At 63.3% G+C, this 20,944-nt stretch carries 22 protein-coding genes; 19 read left to right on the top strand and 3 right to left on the bottom strand.

Translation table 11 applies throughout. The annotated features are described in order from the left end of the window. The 5 genes from M1B35_RS06060 (at position 1) to M1B35_RS06040 (ending at position 4,624) form a co-directional block, all read left to right on the top strand. Positions 1-579, top strand: a complete 579-nt coding sequence (locus tag M1B35_RS06060; RefSeq protein ID WP_123332866.1) for an adhesin — start codon at positions 1-3, stop codon at positions 577-579. Between the two features lie 66 nt (positions 580-645). Next, positions 646-1,740 (top strand): heme utilization protein, encoded by a 1,095-nt coding sequence (locus M1B35_RS06055; RefSeq protein WP_123332864.1) that lies wholly within the window; start codon positions 646-648, stop codon positions 1,738-1,740. A gap of 63 nt (positions 1,741-1,803) precedes the next feature. After that, the gene (locus M1B35_RS06050; protein WP_268261476.1) at positions 1,804-2,502 is read left to right on the top strand and encodes a C39 family peptidase; all 699 of its coding nucleotides are present in this window, start codon (positions 1,804-1,806) and stop codon (positions 2,500-2,502) included. A gap of 44 nt (positions 2,503-2,546) precedes the next feature. Continuing rightward, positions 2,547-3,287, top strand: a complete 741-nt coding sequence (locus tag M1B35_RS06045; protein ID WP_268261475.1) for a hypothetical protein — start codon at positions 2,547-2,549, stop codon at positions 3,285-3,287. Positions 3,288-3,334: 47 nt separating this feature from the next. Next, positions 3,335-4,624 (top strand): hypothetical protein, encoded by a 1,290-nt coding sequence (locus tag M1B35_RS06040; RefSeq protein WP_268261474.1) that lies wholly within the window; start codon positions 3,335-3,337, stop codon positions 4,622-4,624. A 73-nt stretch (positions 4,625-4,697) separates the two neighbouring features. Here the strand turns inward: M1B35_RS06040 and M1B35_RS06035 are convergent, their stop codons facing one another. Continuing rightward, positions 4,698-6,023: a sigma-54 dependent transcriptional regulator gene (locus M1B35_RS06035; RefSeq protein ID WP_268261473.1), complete on the bottom strand. Its 1,326-nt coding sequence runs from the start codon at positions 6,021-6,023 to the stop codon at positions 4,698-4,700. Between the two features lie 352 nt (positions 6,024-6,375). Here M1B35_RS06035 and M1B35_RS06030 point away from each other — a divergent pair, with 352 nt between their 5' ends. Next, positions 6,376-6,642, top strand: a complete 267-nt coding sequence (locus tag M1B35_RS06030) for a hypothetical protein (RefSeq protein ID WP_123332857.1) — start codon at positions 6,376-6,378, stop codon at positions 6,640-6,642. Between the two features lie 170 nt (positions 6,643-6,812). On the opposite strand, the gene paaX is transcribed toward M1B35_RS06030, so the two are convergent. Continuing rightward, positions 6,813-7,736 (bottom strand): phenylacetic acid degradation operon negative regulatory protein PaaX, encoded by a 924-nt coding sequence (gene paaX / locus M1B35_RS06025; protein ID WP_123332856.1) that lies wholly within the window; start codon positions 7,734-7,736, stop codon positions 6,813-6,815. 64 nt (positions 7,737-7,800) lie between these two features. After that, complete coding sequence (gene paaY / locus M1B35_RS06020; RefSeq protein WP_123332854.1) at positions 7,801-8,394, bottom strand: phenylacetic acid degradation protein PaaY; 594 nt, start codon at positions 8,392-8,394, stop codon at positions 7,801-7,803. Positions 8,395-8,759: 365 nt separating this feature from the next. Here paaY and paaF point away from each other — a divergent pair, with 365 nt between their 5' ends. From paaF to M1B35_RS05955, 13 genes are all read left to right on the top strand, one after another. After that, entirely contained in the window at positions 8,760-9,533 is a 774-nt protein-coding gene (paaF, locus tag M1B35_RS06015) for a 2,3-dehydroadipyl-CoA hydratase PaaF (RefSeq protein ID WP_268261472.1), read from the top strand. 47 nt (positions 9,534-9,580) lie between these two features. Continuing rightward, entirely contained in the window at positions 9,581-10,372 is a 792-nt protein-coding gene (gene paaG / locus M1B35_RS06010) for a 2-(1,2-epoxy-1,2-dihydrophenyl)acetyl-CoA isomerase PaaG (protein WP_268261471.1), read from the top strand. Between the two features lies 1 nt (position 10,373). Continuing rightward, positions 10,374-11,891, top strand: coding sequence for a 3-hydroxyacyl-CoA dehydrogenase PaaH (gene paaH / locus M1B35_RS06005; RefSeq protein WP_268261470.1), 1,518 nt, complete (start codon positions 10,374-10,376; stop codon positions 11,889-11,891). Next, positions 11,884-12,333: a hydroxyphenylacetyl-CoA thioesterase PaaI gene (gene paaI, locus M1B35_RS06000; protein WP_123332846.1), complete on the top strand. Its 450-nt coding sequence runs from the start codon at positions 11,884-11,886 to the stop codon at positions 12,331-12,333. Before paaH ends, paaI begins: the two co-directional genes overlap by 8 nt. Next, positions 12,326-13,534, top strand: a complete 1,209-nt coding sequence (gene pcaF, locus M1B35_RS05995) for a 3-oxoadipyl-CoA thiolase (protein ID WP_123332844.1) — start codon at positions 12,326-12,328, stop codon at positions 13,532-13,534. Before paaI ends, pcaF begins: the two co-directional genes overlap by 8 nt. Positions 13,535-13,638: 104 nt before the next feature. Beyond that, positions 13,639-14,958, top strand: a complete 1,320-nt coding sequence (paaK, locus tag M1B35_RS05990) for a phenylacetate--CoA ligase PaaK (RefSeq protein ID WP_268261469.1) — start codon at positions 13,639-13,641, stop codon at positions 14,956-14,958. A 180-nt stretch (positions 14,959-15,138) separates the two neighbouring features. Next, on the top strand, positions 15,139-16,128 hold the full coding sequence (gene paaA, locus M1B35_RS05985) for a 1,2-phenylacetyl-CoA epoxidase subunit PaaA (protein ID WP_123332840.1): 990 nt from the start codon (positions 15,139-15,141) through the stop codon (positions 16,126-16,128). A gap of 43 nt (positions 16,129-16,171) precedes the next feature. Further along, a complete protein-coding gene (paaB, locus tag M1B35_RS05980; protein WP_123332838.1) occupies positions 16,172-16,453 on the top strand; it encodes a 1,2-phenylacetyl-CoA epoxidase subunit PaaB in 282 nt (93 codons plus the stop codon). Between the two features lie 8 nt (positions 16,454-16,461). Beyond that, complete coding sequence (gene paaC / locus M1B35_RS05975) at positions 16,462-17,223, top strand: 1,2-phenylacetyl-CoA epoxidase subunit PaaC (RefSeq protein WP_123332836.1); 762 nt, start codon at positions 16,462-16,464, stop codon at positions 17,221-17,223. Continuing rightward, positions 17,210-17,743 carry a 1,2-phenylacetyl-CoA epoxidase subunit PaaD gene (paaD, locus tag M1B35_RS05970; RefSeq protein ID WP_268261468.1) on the top strand — a complete coding sequence of 178 codons (534 nt, stop codon included), beginning with the start codon at positions 17,210-17,212 and terminating at the stop codon, positions 17,741-17,743. The genes paaC and paaD overlap by 14 nt, the downstream gene beginning before the upstream one ends. A gap of 33 nt (positions 17,744-17,776) precedes the next feature. Continuing rightward, positions 17,777-18,853 (top strand): 1,2-phenylacetyl-CoA epoxidase subunit PaaE, encoded by a 1,077-nt coding sequence (gene paaE, locus M1B35_RS05965; RefSeq protein WP_123332832.1) that lies wholly within the window; start codon positions 17,777-17,779, stop codon positions 18,851-18,853. Positions 18,854-18,972: 119 nt separating this feature from the next. Then, positions 18,973-19,281, top strand: coding sequence for a DUF485 domain-containing protein (locus M1B35_RS05960; protein ID WP_123332830.1), 309 nt, complete (start codon positions 18,973-18,975; stop codon positions 19,279-19,281). Continuing rightward, positions 19,278-20,924, top strand: a complete 1,647-nt coding sequence (locus M1B35_RS05955) for a cation acetate symporter (protein ID WP_268261467.1) — start codon at positions 19,278-19,280, stop codon at positions 20,922-20,924. The genes M1B35_RS05960 and M1B35_RS05955 overlap by 4 nt, the downstream gene beginning before the upstream one ends. Positions 20,925-20,944: the final 20 nt, after the last annotated feature.

The following is a 20,944-nucleotide window of genomic DNA, read 5'->3' as shown; positions in this document are numbered from 1 at the left end:
ATGAAACCTTCCCTGTTGCTGCTCGCCCTGCTCGCTTGCTCCTCGGCCATGGCCGACAGCGCCGGCCCGGTGACCGACACCTCGACCATCGTCAACTCCGGCGCCGGCTACACCGGTGGCTTGAACCTCAACCAGGCAGCCGGCGACCAGCAACAGCAAACCAACGTTCGCGCCATTGCCATCGGCACTGAAGCCAAGGCCGTGACCCGCGTGACCCAGAAACTCGACACACCCGCCGACCGCTCGGTCAACGCCAGCAGCACCATCGGCGGCAACTCGTTCAGCAACGGCAATGGGGTCCTGGGCGTCAACCAGTCCTCCGGGGCCAACAATCAAATGGTCAATGCCATGCGGATCAGCATCAGTGCCAAACCGCAAAGCATCGACGACAGCGTCCTGTCCCAACAGAACGTGACGCTGGTACCAAGCTCAGGAGCAACTGACGCTCAACAAGGCAGCCGCCAGGTCGTTACCAGCGACCAGGCCTTCACCGGCAGCCGGGGAGTGATTCAGGTGAACCAGAGTGCTGGGGTGGGGAACCGCATGGCTAACACCCTGAGCATCCGGGTCGCAGACTGACCCGAACACGTAGTGCGATTAGAAAGTACCAACACTTAACCAACTAATAAGCACCGGAGAAACACCATGAAACCTACAATGGCTCTCAAACCACTGGTTTTCGCCCTGGCCGCCGTAATGGCAATGGCTGCACAGGCTAATGGCAACGATAACGACCATGGCAATGGCAATGGTCACGGCAACGGTAACGGCCATGGCGGCGGCAATGGCGGCCACCAGCAAGGCCCAGACCTCGGTACTCTGCTGCAAATCACCGCTGGGGCCGGTGCTGCAGTGATCGACGTCCAGACCAACACCGGCAACTACGTGAAAAACCAAGGCACCAACAACAATGCCAAGGCTGACAACTCGCTGAACGGCTCCAACGGCAACATGGGCGCCAACGTGGCTGCTGGTGACGGCAACCAACAAGACAACGCCGCCGCCCTGGCCACCGCCGACGAAAGCTTCATCTTCGGCAGCGCCGTGGCCGCGTCCAGCGCCACCCAAGTGAACGCCAACAACACCGTTAAAAACTACTCGACCCAGAACAACGCCACCCTCAACAACTCGGGTAACAACGGTTCCGGCAACATGGGGATCAACGTCACCGCCGGCAACTTCAACCAACAGAAAAACAACCTGGCAATCGCTGTCTCCGGGGGCCGTGTAGCCACCGCTGCCGCGTCGGCCAACCAAAGCACCACCAACCTGAACGTGCAAAACAAAGGCGTGCAGGCCTACAAAAAAGACACCCTGTCGGGCGGCTTCGTAGCCTACGGCAGCTACAGCGGCAGTGGCCAAGGCACCATCGAAGGCGATGAAGGTCATGGCGGTGGCGGCCACAGCGGTGGCGGCAACAACCACGGCAACAGCTTCGGCGGTAACGGCGGTGGCAACAACGGTGGCGGTCATGGCGGCGGCAACGGTGGTGGCAATGGCGGCGGCAACGACGACCAAAGCTTCACCTTCACCGAACAAGGCACCGTCCAACTGGCCGGCTACTGGACCCAGCAAGTGCTGACCAAAGACGGCTGGAAAAACCCAGTGGTGAACAACGCCACCATGAGCAGCTCGATGAACAACTTCTCCGGCAACGGCGGAGCCAACGTCTCGGCAGGTGTGGGCAACCAACAAAGCAACTCGCTGTCCATCGCTGCCGGCTGCAAAGTCTGCATGTAATCGCGATCGAAACGAAAGCCCCGGAAACGGGGCTTTTCCACAGGCTCACCAGGCGTCTCGATCATGCGTATCGCTCTCTACACCCTAGTGTTGTGCCTCTTTGGCCTGCCCGGCTTCACCGGCCAGGCCCAAGCGGCTCAGATGGCGGTCGCCGGCCTTCCAGGCGGCAACCTGATCTACAAAAAGGTGCAAAGCGTGCGCGAGCGCAAGTTCAGCGACATCGTCGAGCAGAAAACCGATTTCAGCTGCGGCGCCGCCGCACTGGCCACGGTGCTGCGCCAAGCCTATTGGCTGGATGTCGATGAGGACCACGTCATCAAGGGCATGCTGGTTAACGCCGACCACAATCTGGTCCGCACCCAGGGTTTCTCCATGCTCGACATGAAGCGCTACATCGAAAGCATCGGCATGCGGGCCCGGGGTTATCGAATTCCAGCGGAAAAACTGGACGCGGTGACCATTCCGGTGGTGGTTCTGATGGAAATTCGCGGCTATAAGCACTTCGTGGTCATGCAGCGCGCCAAGAAAGACTGGGTCTACATCGCTGACCCGGTACTGGGCCACAAACGCTACACCCACGATGAATTTATCAAAGGCTGGAACGGCATCGTGTTTGCCATCATCGGCCCTGGCTACGACAAGACCAATGCCTTGCTCGCCCCGCCAGATCCCCTGACCGCACGTAACAAGCTGGATTCCTTCAGCCCGGTCCAGGACGCAGAACTGTTGGACTTTGGATTTATCCAGAGCGACTTTTTCTAGCAGCCAAACAATGATAATGGGGCTGGATGCCCCGGGAGCAGCAGATGAAAACCTCATACTGGCTGGCAGCCGCCTGCCTGGTAGCAGCTCTTCCAGCCCATGCTGGTTTCAACCCCATCGAAATTCAGGACGACGAACTGTCGCAACTTCGCGGCCGTTACGTGATGCCGGGACGCATCATCAGTTTCGGCATCGTCATGAGCAGCACCTGGCGCAACGCCAGCGGCGACGTGATCGGTGCCAGCACCTCCCTGCAGGTGCAGCAATCCACGGTCAAGCCGCAATTCTACGTCACCACCTTCAGCCAGACCGGTAACGGCAGCACGCCAACGACCGGCACCGGCAACGTAGTGGGTGGCGCAGGCCTGGGCACCACCCAGGGCATTACCCAAACGGTGCGTGCGGCCGGTGACGGCAACAGCGCCTACAACGACATCGCCATCAACGTCACGGAAGGCAACCATGCACCGGCCCAAGGGCCGCAAGTGGGCCAGGTCCTGCTCAACGGCGGCACCGTCACCGGCACCAGTGCCGCGGGCAGCGTGGCGGTATCGGCGGTCAACGGCGGGATCCAGATGGCCATCCTGGCCAACAACAACCAGGGCCACACCCTGCAGCAAGTCGCCCAGGGCAACCTGATGCAGAACACCAGCCTGCTGGGCAACAGCAACATGGTGAACAACATCACCCAGCTCAATGTAGTGCTCGGCAATAACGGCCCCAGCACCGGCGCTCTGGACTGCAACCTGACCAGCCTGAAGGGCCTTCGCAACCTGGGATATTGAACTACGCTGACTCTCGACCATTGGGTTCACAAGGGACGGTTTATTTCATGTATCGATCTGTTCCACTACGCGCAGTCGTGTGTTTGAGCACTCTTTTTCCGGCAGTGGCGCTGCAAGCCGCCACTGACCCGGACGTGGAGACCCTGAAACAGGAACTTCTGGAGTTGAAACAACGCTACGAAGTACAACAGAAAGCCCTTGCGGTACTGGAACAACGAGTCCGTCAGGTCGAAGATCAGCCTGCCGCACCGCCGCCCAAGCGCCTGGCCAAGTCGCCAGCAGACATGAAAGGCTATCAGCCGGTCGCCGGCACCGGTGCTGCTGCGGCCTCCGGGGGCGCTGCTGGGGGTGGCGGCTACGGCCAGTCGCTCAAAGAAGACTCGGAACCGGCGCAGAGCGTCAGCAACCTCTATGACGAGGCCAGCGGCTTCTTTGGCGGCGGCAAGTTCAGTTTTGAAACCGGGATTACCTACGCCCGCTACGACGCTCGCCAGTTGACGGTCAACGGCTTCCTGGCCCTGGACTCGATCTTCCTCGGCAGCATCAACCTGGACCGCATCAAGGCGGACAACTGGACCCTGGACCTGACCGGTCGCTACAACCTCGACAACCGTTGGCAGTTCGACATCAACGCGCCGGTGATCTACCGCGAGTCGACCTATCAGTCGGGCGGCGGGGCCGATGGCGCCACCACCGAAGAAACCGTGACCCGCGATCCAACCTTGGGTGACGTCAACTTTGGGGTGGCCTACAAGTTCCTCGACGAAACCCCGTACCTGCCGGATGCCGTGGTCACCTTGCGCATCAAGGCGCCGACGGGCAAGGAGCCGTTTGGCATCAAGCTGGTGCAATCGGCTGCCAACACCAACCTCTACGTGCCGGAAAGCCTACCCACCGGCAACGGCGTCTGGTCCATCACCCCGGGCATTTCCCTGGTCAAGACCTTCGACCCGGCGGTGCTTTTCGGGACCTTGTCCTACACCCACAACCTCGAAGAGTCCTTCGACGACATCAGCTCCCGGGTCGACCAGAAGGTCGGCGGCAAGGTGCAACTGGGCGACAGCTATCAGATCGGCGCCGGCGTAGCCTTCGCCCTCAACGAGAAGATGAGTATGTCGTTCTCGGTCTCTGACCTGATCCAGCGCCGCAGCAAGCTCAAGCCAGACGGTGGCGACTGGCAATCGGTGGTGTCCAGCGACGCCAACGCCGGCTATTTCAACGTCGGCATGACCATCGCTGCCAGCGACAACCTGACCATCGTGCCCAACCTGTCCATCGGGCTCACCGAGGATGCCCCGGACTTTACCTTCAGCCTGAAATTCCCTTACTACTTCTAACGCTCGCGCTACAACGCACAAGGCCCGCTGCGATCACCCTCGCGGCGGGCCTTGTACGTTGGCCTGGGGAAACCTAACGGATCTGATGCTTGTGCAGCAGACGGTAGAACGTCGGGCGTGAGACTCCCAATACCCGGGCGGCGACGCTGAGGTTATCGCTGTGACGGTTGAGCACGTCACACAGGGCCTGGCGCTCGGCACGGTGCTTGTAGTCTTCCAGGGTGCCCATGGGCGCACTGCTGCCCTGCTGCCCTTGCAGGCCCAGGTCACGGGCCTCGATCTGCCGCCCCTCGGCCAGCACCAGGCCACGGCGTACGCGGTTGGCCAACTCACGGACATTACCCGGCCACTCGTGCTTACCCATCGCCACCAAAGCGTCCTCACTGAAACTGCGCGGCCGGCGCCCGGTTTCCTGGCTGTAGAAATGGGAAAAGTGGTTGGCCAGCATGCCCAGGTCGCCATGGCGCTCGCGCAACGGCGCGGTGGCCACCTGCAACACGTTCAGGCGGTAATACAGGTCCTCACGGAAACGCCCATTGCCGATGGCCGCCTCCAAATCCACATGGGTGGCCGCCAACACCCGCACATCCACCGGAATCGGCTGACTGCCACCGACCCGCTCGATGTGTTTTTCCTGGAGGAAACGCAGCAGGTTGGCTTGCAGCTCCAGGGGCAGGTCACCGATTTCATCGAGGAAAAGCGTGCCGCCGTGGGCCGCTTCAATGCGCCCCACCTTGCGTTGGTGGGCCCCGGTAAAGGCGCCTTTTTCATGGCCAAACAGCTCGGACTGGATCAGGTGTTCAGGGATCGCCCCGCAGTTGATGGCCACGAACGGCTTGCTGTGGCGCTGGGACTGGCGATGCAGGGTCCTGGCCACCAGCTCCTTGCCGGTGCCGCTTTCCCCGCGGATCAACACCGGCGATTCGGTGGGCGCCAGCTTGCTCAGCAGCTTGCGCAGGTCACGGATCGGTCGGCTGTCGCCCAGCAGTTCGTGTTCAGGCTGGTCGACATGCACCGAGCCCTGGCCCCGCAGGCGCGCCATGCCGAAGGCCCGCCCCAGGGTCACCTGGACCCGGGACACATCGAACGGCAGGGTATGAAAATCGAAAAACCATTCACAAACGAAGTCGCCAACCTTCTGCATCCTCAGCACTTCCGGGCTGAGCACGGCAATCCACTCGGTGCCGCTGCGGCTGATCAACTCCTTGACCGCCTCGGGGCGTTCCAGGTGAAAGGGCTGTAAACGCAACAACCCAATGTCACAGGAGCGGTCCAGCGCGGACTCCAGGTCACAACTGTCGACGCTCCAACCGACGGTGCGTAACCCGGGTAATAGACGGTGGCAGTCATCACAGGGATCGACCACCAGCAGGCGACGTTGCACAGGCGCTTCAAGCATGACTGTTCCTTGGCGCCAAATAGTAGAAAAGTTATTAGAAACAGTCGTTTGGCGAGCCTGGCTGTAACATTAGCAAGAACTTGACGCCCACTTGTATCGTTTGCTTATAGCGCTCATTACCAATGGAACTAAGAAACCAGCGATTCCCTCATCAACGAGTGGCAGGCGCGACAACCCCAGACCGCCAAGGTTCAACTAACGGGCCTGACACCAGTGTTCCACGTCGAGTTTGTAAAAAGTTATTTTTCAATGTGACCTAACCCCCCTCTGCAGGCATCAGTACAAGTAACCGCCGAACGGTCTGCCCAACCGACGGCGCATCATCTGATTGGGCACATAGAGAGAAGACCCCATGAACGCCCCGCTCCGTATCAACGAAGCACTTTTGATCGCCGACCGCGCCTTCCAGCCCTTCCAGTGTGTGGCCTGGGCCCCTCAAGATGGCAATGGCGAGCTGAGCCTGACCGTTATCGACCGGACCAGTACCCGCATTGGCAAGACTCAGATTTCCTGCAGCGCCTACAGCGATCCCGCCCAGTTGGAGAACGTGCTGAAACAGGCCCGCGCCGAACTGAGCCAGGACGGTTACCTGCTGCAATCCTGGGCCATGCCCAAGTAAGTTATTTATCCAAAGATCGCCGTGTTGCAAGGTGATCCGTTGTCACTAAAGTGCCCGTGCCGGGCACTTTTAGTTGCCGGGTGCAGCACTGGGTTATTGCACTCTTAGTTCTACTACAGCCCTGGCTTTAACAACCTAAGTTGCTCGTCGCGACAAGCAGCCGTGGCGGCTTAACGCAAGCCGCCAAAACGCCGGTAGAAACTCTCGCCCACGTCCGGCAACGGGCCATCGGCATTTTCCAGGGCGCTGCCCAGCCATTCTTCGGCCTTGGCGTGAATCAAGCGGTAGATGTTGCGGCACAACTGGCGCGCCGCGCGCCCTTCCCAATCACCGGGCAGCAACTCGTCCGGCAACTGCGGGTCCCGCAGCAGCAATTTCCGATACTCATGAATCAGCAGCAAGCGCGCCAGGAAGCAATCCTCCGGCTGCAAGTGCTCCTGCTCGCGCAAGGCTTGCCACAGCGGGCGGAACAGCTGGATGAATTCGCTGTAATGCGCGGCCAGCTCGTCGATGTTCCAGCTTTCGCGCACTTGCAGGCGCAAGGCCTTGGAGCCGAGCACATCCTGGGCGGTGGTTTCAAAGACGATGGTTTCTTCCTGCACGCCCAGATCGGTCAGGGTGGCGTTGACGTCTGCCCGATCGCTGCGTGGGCACGCCAGCAACACCGGAGAGATCGCGCCAAAGCCCTGCCACTCCAGCTCCTCACGCACCTGCTTGCGCTGGTCCTGGCTGACTTGCGAGAGCATCACCAGGCACCAGGAACCGTCCCAGGCTGGCACGCTGGCGTTGTAGACGCGCTTGAAGGCCTTGTCGAAACGTCGCCGACCGGTGCCGGTAAGGCTGTAGTAGCTGCGACGTCCGACCTTCTCAGCGGTCAGCCAACCCTCTTTGCTCAAACGGAAGATCGAGGTACGGATCAGCCGTTCGTTGATGCCGATGGGCTCCAGCAACTGAATCAGGCTGCCCAGCCAGACCGTGCCGCCATGGGGTTCGATGGCATCACCGTAGAGGGTGATGATCAGCGAACTGGCGCGAATCGGTGTCTGCTCCTGGAAGCGTTTGATAAGAAGGTTCAACGGCGCTAGGGACGACATGGACGTACCGAGAAAAAAGGAAGAAATATACCGGGTTTCATCAAGCCGTACCCAGCCCCGCTGCTTATAAGGTGCCCTTGGGGCGCAAAGTGCTGGCGCTGATCCGTGGGCGATCGGCTTGCGGGGCACTCAAGGGCTGGCACTCCTGCATCTGGTTCAAGCAACGCAGCGTAAGCGCCTGGTACTCCCGGGTGCCGGCCAGTTTCCAGGCCACCTCTTCATCACTCAAGACCCGTTTGACGCTGGCCGGTGCGCCCATCACCAGGGATTGAGCCGGGCACTCGAAGCCGGCTTTGACAAAGGCCGCCGCCGAGACGAATGAACGCGGGGCAATGTGCGCGTTGTCCATCACCACCGCGTTCATGCCCACCAGGGCATCGGCGCCGATACGGCAGCCATGCAGCACCGCGCCGTGGCCAATGTGGCCATTGCGCTCGACCACCGTGTCGCTCTCGGGAAAGCCATGCATGACGCAAGTGTCCTGCAGGTTGGCGCCCTCCTCCAGGATGATCCGCCCGAAATCCCCGCGCAGACTGGCCAGCGGCCCGACGTAGCAATGAGGGCCGATGATCACATCACCGATCAGCACCGCCGAGGGGTGGACATAGGCACTGGGGTCGACCACCGGGGTCAGCCCATCGAGGCTGTAACAGGTCATGAATGCGCTCCTTGTGGATGGCGGTAACTGAAGCAGGACAAAGCGATGCCGCCGAGCGCACATTGTGTATCACATGATTAATCCACAGCAAAGACAACAAACGGTATCACTTGAAAATTCAACACAAAAAATCGAACACCGTTGAAAAGACGCTTAAATCCCAATGGAACCAGGATCAATCTGCGGAACACCGGCCAGCATCCAGGTCTTCAGTCAGACCAATCAACGATAAAAAGGACACATTAAATCAACTTTGATGTTGCATTTACGTATCACGTTGGCGATATACTCGGCGAAAACCGGCACCCAGCCGATCCAATAATGAGCCGGCCCCTGGCCGAGCGTGCACTCCGAGGGCATCCGCCATGCCTCAACACCTTGCCGTCGAATGCCTGCCCGGCGGCGTTCGCCTGATCACCTTGCAGCGCCCCCAGGCGCTCAATGCCCTCACCACCCAACTCCTTGAGGAGCTGGCCAGCGCCTTGAGCGAGGCCCAGGAAGACCCCGACACCGGCGCGGTGGTCCTGACCGGCAGTGCCAGGGCTTTTGCCGCCGGCGCGGATATCAAGGAGATGGCGGAGCGCGACCTGGTGGGCATCCTCAATGACCCGCGCCAGGCCTCCTGGCAGCGCATCACCGCCTTCAACAAACCGCTGCTGGCCGCCGTCAACGGCTTTGCCCTGGGCGGCGGCTGCGAACTGGCCATGCACGCCGACATCATCATCGCCGGTGAAGACGCACGTTTCGGCCAGCCGGAAATCAACCTCGGGATCATGCCCGGCGCCGGCGGCACCCAACGCCTGCTGCGCGCCGTGGGCAAGTCCCTGGCGATGCAGATGGTCCTCACCGGCGAAGCCATCGATGCCCGCCACGCCCTGCGCGCGGGCCTGGTCAGCGAAATCACCGCGCCGGAATTCACCGTTGAGCGCGCCCTGCACCTGGCCCGGTTGATCGCCGGCAAAGCCCCGCTGGCCGTGCGCCTGGCCAAGGAAGCCCTGCTCAAGGCAATGGACACCGACCTGGCCAGCGGCCTGCGTTTCGAGCGCCAGGCCTTCACCGTGCTGGCCGGCACCCGGGACCGGGACGAAGGCATTCGCGCCTTCCAGGACAAACGCAGCCCCAGTTTCACCGGGCGCTGAGCCCGCCCCCCCTGCATTCGAACGACCGCCCAGAGAGCGCCAAGACCATGAACTTCGAACACATTCTGTTTTCCGTCGAGGCAGGGGTTGCCCTGCTCAGCCTCAACCGCCCCGAGCAACTCAACAGCTTCAACACCCAGATGCACGGCGAAGTCAAAGAAGCCCTGAAACAGGTACGCAGCAACCCCGAGGTGCGGGTGCTGCTGCTGACCGGCGAAGGCCGAGGCTTCTGTGCCGGCCAGGACCTCAGCGACCGCAACGTGGCGCCCGGCAGCGCCGTTCCCGACCTGGGCGACTCCATCGAGCGCTTCTACAACCCGCTGATCCGCACCCTGCGCGACCTGCCGCTGCCGGTGATCTGCGCGGTGAATGGCGTGGCCGCCGGCGCCGGCGCCAACATTCCCCTGGCCTGCGATTTGGTGCTGGCGGCCCGTTCCGCGAGTTTTATCCAGGCGTTCTGCAAGATTGGCCTGATCCCCGATTCTGGCGGCACCTGGACCCTGCCGCGCCTGGTGGGCATGGCCCGCGCCAAGGCCCTGGCCCTATTGGGCAACCGCTTGAGCGCGGAACAGGCCGAGCACTGGGGGCTGATCTACCAATGCGTGGACGACGCCCAACTGCGGGATGAAGCCCTCAAACTTGCCCGCCACCTGGCCACCCAGCCCACCTACGGCCTGGCCCTGATCAAGCGTGCCCTGAACGCCAGCCTGCACAACCGCTTCGATGAACAGCTGGAACTGGAGCGCGACCTGCAACGCCTGGCCGGGCGCAGCGAGGACTACCGCGAAGGCGTCGCCGCCTTTATGGAAAAACGCACCCCTACCTTTAAAGGACGCTGATATGCAGGCCCTGGATAAACACGCGCGTATCGCGGTGATCGGCGCCGGCGCCATGGGCGCGGGCATTGCCCAAGTCGCCGCCCAGGCCGGCCACGCGGTGTGCCTGCTGGACAAGCGTCCCGGCGCGGCCGCCCAGGCCATTGCCGGCATCGACCAGCAATTGGCCAAGCGAGTACAGAACGGCAAGCTCGACGCCCAGGCGCACCAGGCCACCCTGGCCCGCCTGCAGCCGGCCGAAGCCCTGGACAGCCTGGCCGACAGCGACCTGATCATCGAAGCCATCGTCGAGAACCTGGAGGTCAAGCAGCAACTGTTCCAGCAACTCGAAGGCCTGTGTCGCAGCGATTGCCTGCTGGCCAGCAACACCTCGTCGCTGTCGATCACCCGCCTCGCCGCCGGCCTGCAACACCCGGAGCGGCTGCTGGGCCTGCACTTCTTCAACCCGGCGCCGGTCATGCCCCTGGTGGAAGTGGTCTCCGGGCTGGCCAGCGACCCGGCCCTGGCCGAATGCCTGTACGCCACCGCGCGCAACTGGGGCAAACAGCCGGTGCATACCCGTTCCACCCCCGGTTTTATCGTCAACCGCGTGGCCCGGCCGTTTTATGCCGAGAGCCTGCGCCTGCTGCAAGAAGGTGCCGCCGACAGCCCCACCCTGGACGCCCTGCTGCGCGAGGCCGGCGGTTTTGCCATGGGCGCCTTCGAACTCACCGACCTGATCGGCCACGACGTCAACTACGCGGTGACCTGCTCGGTGTTCGACGCCTATTACCAAGACACTCGCTTCCTGCCCTCGCTGATCCAGCAGGAACTGGTGGACGCCGGGCGCCTGGGGCGCAAGAGCGGCCAGGGCTTCTATCACTACCCCCCTGGCGCCGAACGCCCGCCCGCGCAACAGATAAGCAGCGAGCAAGACGTCGAGCACTGCATCATCGAGGGTGACCTGGCAGCGCTCGATGGCCTGGTGCAACGCCTGCGCAACGCCGGGGTCCAGGTCATCGCCCGGGACGGCAGCGGCCTGCTGCGGGTCGGCGACGCGGTGCTGGCCTTGAGCGACGGGCGCCTGGCCAGCCAGCGGGCGCAAGACGACGGCCTGCGCAACCTGGTGTTGTTGGACCTGGCGGCCGATTACCGCCAAGCCACGCGCATCGCCATCAGTTGCTCCACCGACACCACGTCGCTCGCCCTGGATCAGGCCGTGGCCCTGTTGCAGCGCGCCGGCCTCAAGGTCAGCCGGCTCAGCGACACCCCGGCACTGGTGGTGCTGCGCACCGTGGCCATGCTCGCCAACGAAGCCGCCGACGCCCTGCTGCACGGCGTGGCCTCGGCGGCCGACATCGACCTGGCGATGCGTGCCGGGGTCAATTACCCCCAAGGCCCCCTGGCCTGGGCCGACCGCCTGGGGCTGGGCTACTTGCTCAAGGTGCTGGACAACCTCCAGGCCGCCTATGGCGAAGAACGTTATCGCCCCTCGCTGCTACTACGGCGCCGGGTGGCCGAAGGGAGGACGCTGCATGACTGATTCCGACGCCATCAACCTCGCCAGCCAATGCGCCCGGGCCCTGTTCGAGCGCGACGCCGCCAGCCAGGGCATGGGCCTGCGCCTGCTCTCGGCCGGCCCCGGCAGCGCACGCCTGGGCATGAGCGTGCGCGCCGACATGCTTCAGGGCCACGGCACCTGCCACGGCGGATTCCTGTTCGCCCTGGCCGACTCAGCGTTCGCCCTGGCCTGCAACAGCTACAACGAGGCCACCGTGGCCATGGGCTGCAGCATCGACTACGTCGCCCCGGCGCGACTGGGGGACACCCTGACCGCCGATTGCACGGAGCAAAGCCGCAGTGGCCGCACCGGCAACTACCACGTTCGCATCGAAAACCAACAGGGGCAGTTGATTGCCCTGTTCCAAGGCAAATCCTACAAAGTGCGCGGCCCGGTGCTGGCGCAGGAGGCTTCCCATGACTGACGCATTGATCATCGATGCGATCCGCACGCCCATCGGCCGCTACGCCGGCGCCCTGAGTGCGGTGCGCGCCGACGACCTCGGCGCCGTGCCACTGCGTGCCCTGATGGCGCGCCACCCCCAGGTCGACTGGAACCAGGTGGACGATGTGATCTACGGCTGCGCCAACCAGGCCGGCGAAGACAACCGCAACGTTGCCCGCATGTCAGCGCTATTGGCCGGGCTGCCGGTCAGCGTGCCCGGCACCACCCTCAACCGCCTCTGCGGCTCCGGGCTCGACGCCATCGGCAGCGCGGCCCGGGCCATCCGCTGTGGTGAAGCCGGGCTGATGCTGGTGGGCGGGGTTGAATCCATGTCCCGCGCCCCGCTGGTGATGCCCAAGGCGCAGACCGCGTTCTCCCGTGAGGCGCAACTGTTCGACACCACCATCGGCTGGCGCTTCGTCAACCCGTTGATGGCGCGGCAATACGGCATCGACTCGATGCCGGAAACCGCCGAAAACGTCGCCGAGCAGTTCAATATTTCCCGGGAAGACCAGGACGCCTTTGCCCTGCGCAGCCAACAGCGCGCCGCGGCAGCCCAGGCCCGTGGGCGCCTGGCCGAAGAAATCGTCCCGGTGCACCTGCCCCAGCGCAAAGGCCCGGACCGGGTGGTGGAACACGACGAACACCCGCGGGGCGACACCACCTTGGCGCAGTTGCAAAAGCTCGGCACGCCGTTTCGCCAGGGCGGCAGTGTCACGGCCGGCAATGCGTCCGGGGTCAACGACGGCGCCTGCGCCCTGCTCCTGGCCAGCCCGGCCCAGGCCCAGCGCCACGGCCTCAAAGCCCGGGGCCGGGTACTGGCCATGGCCAGCGCCGGGGTCGAACCGCGAATCATGGGCATCGGCCCGGTACCCGCCACTCGCAAGGTGCTGGCGCTGGCCCGGCTCGAGCTGGCGGACATGGACGTTATCGAGCTCAACGAAGCCTTCGCGGCCCAGGGCCTGGCGGTGCTGCGGGAACTGGGGCTGGCCGATGACGACCCACGGGTCAACCCCAACGGCGGCGCCATCGCCCTGGGCCACCCCCTGGGCATGAGCGGCGCGCGCCTGGTAACCACCGCCCTGCACGAACTGGAAGCGCGCCAGGGGCGCTACGCCCTGTGCACCATGTGCATCGGCGTCGGCCAGGGCATCGCCCTGATCATCGAGCGGCTTGAGTAACCGATAAAAAAACAATGCCTGCGGAGCCGCCAGGTATTCTTGGCATCTGCACTCAAGGCCCGCCAGCCAGCGGGTCGCAACATAAAAACAATTCGAGTGAAGTCATGAACATGCCCTTAGCCAAAGCCGTGCCCAACAGCCTGCTGGACCCGATGGAAACCGCCAGCATCGACCACCTGCGCCAGCATCAGCTGGAACGCCTGCGCTGGAGCCTGAAACACGCCTACAACAACGTGCCGCTGTACCGTCAGCGCTTCGATGCGGCAGGCGTGCACCCCGACGACATCCGCGACCTGGCGGACCTGGCCAAGCTACCGTTCACCACCAAGTCCGACCTGCGCGACAACTACCCCTACGGCCTGTTCGCCGTGCCCATGGACCAGGTGGTACGCCTGCACGCCTCCAGCGGCACCACCGGCAAACCGACCGTGGTCGGCTACACCCAAAACGACATCGACACCTGGGCCAATGTGGTGGCGCGCTCGATCCGCGCCGCCGGCGGCCGACGCGGCGACAAGGTGCACATTTCCTATGGCTACGGGCTGTTCACCGGCGGCCTGGGTGCCCATTACGGTGCCGAGCGCCTGGGCTGCACAGTAATCCCCATGTCCGGCGGCCAGACCGAGAAGCAGGTGCAACTGATCAAGGATTTCCAGCCGGACATCATCATGGTCACGCCCTCCTACATGCTCAACATCGCTGACGAAATCGAGCGCCAGGGCCTGGACCCGCAAAAACTCGCCCTGCGCCTGGGGATCTTCGGCGCCGAACCCTGGACCGCCGAGCTGCGCAGTGCCATCGAGCAACGCCTGGGGATCACCGCCCTGGACATCTACGGCCTCTCGGAAATCATGGGGCCTGGGGTCGCCATGGAATGCGCGGAGACCAAGGACGGGCCGACCATCTGGGAAGACCACTTCTACCCCGAGATCATCGACCCGGTGACCGGCGCGGTGCTGCCCGACGGGCAGATGGGCGAGCTGGTGTTCACCTCCCTGAGCAAGGAGGCGCTGCCGATGATCCGCTACCGCACCCGCGACCTGACCCGCCTGCTGCCGGGTACGGCGCGGCCCATGCGACGCATCGACAAGATCACCGGGCGCAGCGACGACATGCTGATCATCCGCGGGGTCAACGTGTTCCCGACCCAGGTCGAAGAGCAGGTGCTCAAGGTCAAGCAACTGTGCGAATGCTACGAGATCCACCTGTACCGCCACGGCAACCTCGACAGCGTGGATGTGCACGTCGAACTCAAGGCCGAGTACCAGCACCTGGGCGACGAGCAGCAGAAAGCCATCTGCGGCGAACTAAGTAAACACATCAAGAACCACATAGGAATCAGTTCGCGTATCGTTTTACAGCCAGCCTTCAGCATCAAGCGTTCCGAAGGCAAAGCCTGTCACGTGCTCGACAAACGCCAATAACCCCTACTTAAAGCCAACAAGCCCCGCCCCAGCGGGGCTTTTTTTATGGGCAACCGAAAAGTGAAAGCCATCAAGCGATACAAAAACAAATACGACACGTTGTTTTGTGTTTGATATTTTATTTTGTATCACTTATAAAGTCTCCATGCCCACGCACACCCTCACGGCGGGAGACACATCATGTACGCACAGCTGGTTGAAACCGGGGTCAAGCGCCTCAAGAGCCTTTCGGAGATGTCCGAGCAGGAGCGCGCCTTCCAGGAAAAGATCGATGGGGAAATCAAAATCGAGGCCAAGAACTGGATGCCCGATGCCTACCGGCAAACGCTGATCCGGCAGATCTCCCAGCACGCCCACTCGGAAATCGTCGGCATGCTGCCCGAAGGCAACTGGGTCACCCGCGCGCCGACCCTCAAACGCAAACTGCAACTGATGGCCAAGATCCAGGACGAAGCCGGCCACGGCCTGTACCTGTACAGCGCCATGGAAACCCTGGGCGCCGACCGCGACGAAGAGATCGCCAAGCTGCACAGCGGCCGCGCCAAGTATTCGAGCATCTTCAACTACCCGACCCTGAACTGGGCCGACATGGGCGCCGTGGGCTGGCTGGTGGACGGCGCGGCCATCGTCAACCAGGTGGTGCTGCAGCGCACCTCCTACGGCCCCTACTCCCGGGCCATGGTGCGCATCTGCAAGGAAGAGAGCTTCCACCAGCGCCAGGGCTACGAAATCCTCCTGACCATGATGCGCGAGGGCAACCAGGCGCAAAAAGACATGGTCCAGGACGCCATCAACCGCCTGTGGTGGCCAGCCCTGATGATGTTCGGCCCAAGCGACGAACACTCCCCCAACAGCGCCCAGTCCATGGCCTGGAAGATCAAGCGCCAGAGCAACGACGAGCTGCGCCAGCGTTTTATCGACCAGACCATCCCGCAACTGGAACTGCTGGGCTGCACCTGCCCGGACCCTGACCTGAAGTGGAACGCCGAGCGCGGTCACTACGACTTCGGCGACATCCAGTGGGACGAGTTCTACGAAGTCCTCAAGGGCAACGGCCCGTGCAACCAGGAACGGGTCGCCACCCGCCGCAAAGCCATTGAAGACGGCGCCTGGGTACGGGCCGCCGCTGTTGCTCACGCCCACAAGAAAGCCAATAAAAACGCCGCTTGATTCGCCTAACCCGCGACCCAACGCCTGATGTGGAGTCACCCTGATGTCTGAATGGACCCTCTTCGAAGTCTTCGTGCGCAGCAAGCACGGCCTCAACCACAAACACGTGGGCAGCGTGCACGCCGCCGACAGCACCATGGCCATCGAGAATGCCCGTGACCTCTACACCCGGCGCAGCGAAGGCGTCAGCCTGTGGGTGGTGCCGTCGGCGCTGATCGTCGCCTCGTCGCCGGATGAAAAAGACCCGCTGTTCGACCCGGCCGACGACAAGGTCTATCGCCACGCCAGCTTCTACCAACTGCCCCCTGAAGTCGGGCACATGTGAGGCTGACCATGACCACTCAAGACGATCTGATCCAATACCTGCTGCGCCTGGGCGACAGCGCCCTGATCCAGGGCCAGCGCCTGTGCCAATGGTGCGGCCGCGCACCGGCCCTGGAAGAAGAACTGGGGCTGATGAACGTCGGCCTCGACCTGGTGGGCCAGGCGCGCAACTGGCTGGACTACGCCGCCGAGCTGCTGGACGACGGCCGCGACGCCGACCACCTGGCTTTCCGCCGTGACGAGCGCGCCTACCGCAACCTGTTGCTGGTGGAGCAGCCCAACGGCGACTTCGCAGTGACCATGCTCAAGCAATTCCTGTACGACGCCTGGCATCTGGAAACCCTCAAGGGGCTCAGCCAGTCCAGCGACGAACGCATCGCCGGGGTGGCCGCCAAGGCGGTCAAGGAAGTCACCTACCACCTGCGCCGCTCCAGCGAATGGGTCGAACGCCTGGGCGACGGCACCGAGGAAAGCCACCAGCGCATGCTCGACGCCATCCCGTTGCTGTGGCGCTTTACCGTGGAGCTGAACCGTGCCGACGACAGCGAGGCGCGCCTGCACCACGCTGGCCTGGTGCCGGACATCGCCAGCGTTGCCCAGGGCTGGCAAGCCCGGGTGGCCGAGGTGTTTGCCAGCGCCACGCTGCCGGTGCCGGCAGCCGCGGAGTACTTCTACCTGGATGCCCGGCGCGGCCTGCACAGTGAACACCTGGGCATCGTGCTGGCGGAAATGCAGTCCCTGTCGCGAGCCTACCCCGATGCGACCTGGTGAGCTGATCGCCAGCGACCAGGGCGCCCGGGCCCCACAGCCCGGCGACCTGGACGCCGCCTGGGCGACCCTGAACCAGGTCATGGACCCGGAAGTGCCGGTGGTCAGCGTGGTCGACTTGGGCATCGTCCGCGACCTCGACTGGCGCGACGGCCACCTGCACGTGGTGGTGACCCCGACCTATTCCGGCTGCCCGGCCACCGAGGTGATCGAAAGCGACATTCGCGCCGCCCTGGAGCTGGCCGGGTTCTGCGCGCCGCACCTGCAGCGCACCCTCACCCCGGCCTGGAGCACCGACTGGATCACCGACACCGGCCGTGAACGCCTGCGGGCCTTTGGCATCGCGCCGCCGGCCGCCAGTAGCAGCAAGCGCAGCCTGTTGGGCGAAAGCCCACAGGTGCTGTGCCCGCAGTGCGGCAGCGCCCACACCGAGCGCCTCAGTGAGTTTGGTTCCACCGCCTGCAAGGCCCTGTACCGCTGCCGCGACTGCCTGGAACCGTTCGACTATTTCAAGTGCATCTGACCGGCCATCTGCCGTGTTGGAGGGAGAACCACAATGAGCCAATTCCACAGCCTGACCATCAAGGATGTGCGCAGCGAAACCCGTGATGCGGTATCGATCGCCTTCGAGATTCCCGAGCACCTGCAACAACGCTTTCATTTCACCCAGGGCCAGCACCTGGTGATGCGCACTCTGATGGACGGCGAAGAAGTGCGTCGCTCCTATTCCATCTGCACCGGGGTCAACGACGGCGAATTGCGCATCGCGATCAAGCGCGTGGCCGGTGGGCGTTTCTCGGCCTTTGCCAACGAACAGCTCAAGCCTGGCCACCAACTGGAGGTGATGCCCCCTGCCGGGCACTTCCATGTCGAGCTGGACCCGAGCCGTCACGGCCACTACCTGGCCGTGGCCGCGGGCAGCGGCATCACGCCGATCCTGTCGATCATCAAGACCACCCTGCAAACCGAGCCCAACAGCCGCGTGACCCTGCTTTACGGCAACCGCTCCAGCTCCAGCGCGCTGTTTCGCGAACAGCTGGAAGACCTGAAGAACCGCTACCTGCAACGCCTCAACCTGATCTTTGTGTTCAGCCGCGAGCAACAGGACATCGACCTCTACAACGGCCGGATCAACGCCGAGAAATGCCAGCAGCTGTTCTCCCGCTGGCTCGACGTCAAGGCCCTGGACGCGGCCTTTATCTGCGGGCCGCAGGCGATGACCGAAAGCGTGCGCGACAGCCTCAAGGCCAGCGGCATGCCCGCCGAACGCATCCACTTCGAGCTGTTTGCCGCCGCTGGCAGCGAACACAAGCGCGAGGCCCGGGAAGCCGCACGGCAACTGGACGCAGCGGTCAGCCAGATCACCGTGATCAGCGACGGTCGGGCCCTGGCCTTCGACCTGCCGCGCAACACCAGCAGCATCCTCGATGCCGGCAATGCCCAGGGCGCCGAGCTGCCCTACTCGTGCAAGGCCGGGGTCTGTTCCACCTGCAAATGCAAAGTCATCGAGGGCGAAGTGGACATGGACAGCAACCACGCCCTGGAAGACTACGAAGTGGCCGCCGGCTATGTGCTGTCGTGCCAGGCCTACCCGGTGAGCGACAAAGTCGTCCTCGACTTCGACCAACTCTAAGCCCTGCGTAGGCGCTGGCTTGCCAGCGTTTTACCCGTCACTCAACGCCCACGTGCACCGCAGCAACACCTGCAACGTTCTACGCCCCACAACAAAAACAACACCCAGAGAGCGCCGCCATGACCCCACAAGACATACAACAGATCAGTCAGCACCCGGACTTCGTCCAGCTGGTGCGCCGCAAACAGAACCTCTATTGGTCCCTGACCCTGGCCATGCTGGTGATCTACTACGGCTTTGTGCTGCTGGTGGCCTTCTCCCCCAGCACCCTGGGCCAGTCCCTCAGTGGTGGCGTGACCACGGTCGGCATGCTGGTGGGCGTGGTGATCGTGCTGCTGGCCTTTGCTCTCACCGGCTTCTATGTGTACCGCGCCAACCACGTGATCGACCCGCTGAACGAAAAGCTCAAGCAGGAGTGCGCCCAATGAAAGCCCTGAGCGCGTGGTTCCTACTGCCCGGCCTGTTGGCCACCGACCTGGCCATGGCCGCCGAAGGCAGCAGCCGACCCTTGAACTGGAACGCCATCGGCATGTTCCTGGTGTTCGTGCTGTTTACCCTCGGCGTCACCCGCTGGGCCGCCTTGCGCACCCGCTCGGCCAGTGATTTCTATACCGCCGGCGGCGGCATGACCGGCTTCCAGAACGGCCTGGCGATTGCCGGCGACATGATTTCCGCGGCGTCCTTCCTCGGCATCTCGGCGATGATGTTCCTCAACGGCTACGACGGCCTGCTGTATGCACTGGGGGTGCTGGCCGGCTGGCCGATCATTCTGTTCCTGATCGCCGAGCGCCTGCGCAACCTGGGTAAGTACACCTTTGCCGACGTGGTGTCCTACCGCCTGGAACAGACCCCGGTGCGCCTCACCTCGGCCTTCGGCACCTTGACCGTGGCCCTGATGTACCTGGTGGCGCAGATGGTCGGCGCCGGCAAGCTGATCGAGCTGCTGTTCGGCATCAGCTACCTCTACGCCGTGATGCTGGTGGGCGTGCTGATGGTGTTTTACGTGACCTTCGGCGGCATGCTCGCCACCACCTGGGTGCAGATCATCAAGGCGGTGATGCTGCTGTTCGGCACCAGCTTCATGGCGTTCATGGTGCTCAAGCATTTCGGTTTCAGCACCGAGGCGATGTTCGCCGGGGCCGCTGCCGTGCACGCCAAAGGCAACGCGATCATGGCCCCCGGCGGTTTGCTGTCGAACCCCATCGACGCCATTTCCCTGGGATTGGGCATGATGTTCGGTACCGCCGGCCTGCCCCATATCCTGATGCGTTTCTTCACCGTCAGCGACGCCAAGGAAGCCCGTAAAAGCGTGTTCTACGCCACTGGCTTTATCGGCTACTTCTACCTGCTGCTGATCATCGTCGGCTTTGGCGCCATCGTCATGGTCGGCACCGACCCGAGCTTCCGCGATGCCAGCGGCGCGATCATCGGCGGCGGCAACATGATCGCCGTGCACCTGGCCCAGGCCGTGGGCGGCAACCTGTTCCTCGGCTTTATCTCGGCAGTGGCCTTCGCCACCATCCTTGCAGTGGTGGCCGGGCTGGCGCTGTCCGGCGCCTCGGCGGTGTCCCACGACCTGTATGCCTGCGTGATCCGCAAAGGCCAGGCCAGCGAGCAACAGGAAATGCGCGTGTCGCGGATCGCCACCCTGTGCATCGGCGTACTGGCGATCATCCTCGGCTTGCTGTTCGAGTCGCAGAACATCGCCTTCCTCTCCGGGCTGGTGCTGGCGATTGCCGCCTCGGTCAACTTCCCGGTGCTGTTCCTGTCGATGTTCTGGAAAGGCCTGACCACCCGTGGCGCGGTCGGCGGCAGCATGGCCGGGCTGGTCTCGGCCATTGTCTTGCTGGTGCTGAGCCCGGCGGTCTGGGTCAACGTGCTGCACCACGATAAAGCCCTGTTCCCCTACTCCAACCCAGCGCTGTTCTCCATGAGCCTGGCGTTTTTCTGTGCCTGGCTGTTCTCGGTCACCGACACCTCGCCCCGGGCCGCCCTGGAGCGCGGACGCTACCTGGCGCAGTTCATCCGTTCGATGACCGGCATCGGCGCTTCCAGCGCCAGCAAACACTGATTGCAAGACAGGGAATAACA

Source organism: Pseudomonas morbosilactucae, from assembly GCF_023241665.1.
Taxonomy (GTDB): Bacteria; Pseudomonadota; Gammaproteobacteria; order Pseudomonadales; family Pseudomonadaceae; genus Aquipseudomonas; species Aquipseudomonas morbosilactucae.
This window is presented reverse-complemented; position numbering and strand designations above follow the sequence as displayed.